This is a genomic window from Pandoraea anapnoica (assembly GCF_902459765.1).
GTDB lineage: Bacteria > Pseudomonadota > Gammaproteobacteria > Burkholderiales > Burkholderiaceae > Pandoraea > Pandoraea anapnoica.
Window position 1 is genome coordinate 1 of sequence record NZ_CABPSP010000035.1, and the last position, 1,648, is coordinate 1,648.

The 1,648-nt window shown below is 56.7% G+C and carries 1 protein-coding gene and 1 pseudogene; both read right to left on the minus strand.

Features of this window, described 5'->3' with window-relative positions; genetic code table 11:
* Positions 1–212: pseudogene (locus PAN31117_RS26885) on the minus strand (hypothetical protein); the annotation flags it as partial.
* Positions 213–568: 356 nt separating this feature from the next.
* Positions 569–1,648, minus strand: a 1,080-nt coding sequence (locus tag PAN31117_RS26895) for a DUF6883 domain-containing protein (protein WP_306440211.1), incomplete at its 5' end; no start/stop codon positions are given.

A 1,648-nucleotide genomic window follows, 5' to 3' on the forward strand; every position in this document is an offset into this window, starting at 1 on the left:
TAGCCACCCGCCGTCATACAGCCCGAGTACTTTTCGAGCTTGCCGTAGTTCTCGTGCACCTGAACCGGCGGCGGCAATGTGTTCGTGATGCCGCCTGCGACGTTCAGCGTCAGGTTGTTACCTGCGAGGATGTTGCCCGACGTGTTGGTGAGCGAATCGGCTGCGGTCGTGCCCGTCGCCGACGAGCCGACGCCGCCGATCACGAGATCGTGAGAAACCGGGGCTCAACTCGGGTGACACTGATACGAAGATGTTGGGGCAGCCGAATCGGTGGCCTAGGTTAGTACAATGCATGCCATTCAACGACTTCCTCGATTAGCACCGACCACAATACTGCTTGTGAAAGAGAATTAACCTACGTCGCAAGCCTCAACAGTCGCTAGCGCATAGGCATCATCTTTAGGCAGGAAGGCCTCCACTTCGTAGCCGACGGGTGAACCGGAGTCTCCGTAAACCAACACCACGGTTACAACTGTTCCGAGTGGTAGCAACACGGTTCGGTGCTCGCCAATGACCGTTGCCTCAACGGACCGCGACAACACAAATGTGTCATTCTCTTTCATAGAGTTCATTTTTTTGATGGAATACCTGTCACGAGTCGAACCGTTCCGGATTTGTCCTTCATGAACACAAACGTCGTGTCGATAGTTTTCCCGTTACCTCCTTTGATTGGGATAACCTGTTCATAGGTTTGTCCGTACGGGGTGGCCTTGGTCGGAACTGCAGTGGCCGAATCAAAATACAGCTGCTTTGCCAAATCTTGCCAGTTTTTCTGGTTGAAACCCAGCGCCTGACTAAACCAATTCGCCTTAGTCTGATTCTGTGGATGGGCCGAGTCCAACAAGTAACCGTTCAACTTGCTTTCGAGATTTGAAGTATCGAATCCAGCGTTGTTGGTCGAACTCCGACCATTCGTGCCATCCGATCCGCTATCGCTTCCACCGCTTGACAACATCAAGTTGCTCGATATGCCGGAGCCTGGTGTTACAACGGGCGTCACCACCATGCCACACGCTCCGGGACCTACCGGGCATGGCAGCGGAGTGACCACCGCACCTGCCGTCGGCGGCGTTCTCCCATTTCCGCCGGTCACGTCTCCCGGTGGATTGGCATCCGCAGGTGGCGTTTGCCCGTAGGTTGACGACAACAGCCACAGCAACTGATTACCCCAGTTCTTCAAAGAACCGACTGGATCACCGTACGTATTGTTCAGCCACGTTACTATGGCGCCGCCCACGCCGCCGCTGCCCGCCGCATCAGCCGTGTGCTTGGCATCTCCGGCTTCGTTGTTCAGCGCTTGGTTTTGCGCCCAGAATGCCCCAGCATTCGCGTCTGCTCCCGCAGCCCCTGATAGCCCTGCACCCAGCAAGCTCGACAACATGGAGAGCGCCGCGAGTTGGCCCGCGTTGAGTGGCGCACCGCTTGGATCAATTCCTTTGATGAAGTCCGGTGAAAATGCCGCACTTGCAGCCGCACCGATTGCACCGCCTGCGCATCCATTTCCGGACGCCGCGCTTCCCGCGCACCCCAGTGCCGCGTGTGCCGCAATAGAAAGGATGTTCTTGCTTAGTCCGTCTCCAAATAGACCGTCGGCTTTCGCCTCGCCGATCTGGAACGCCAACGCTGCGCCAAGGTTGCTGATTCCACT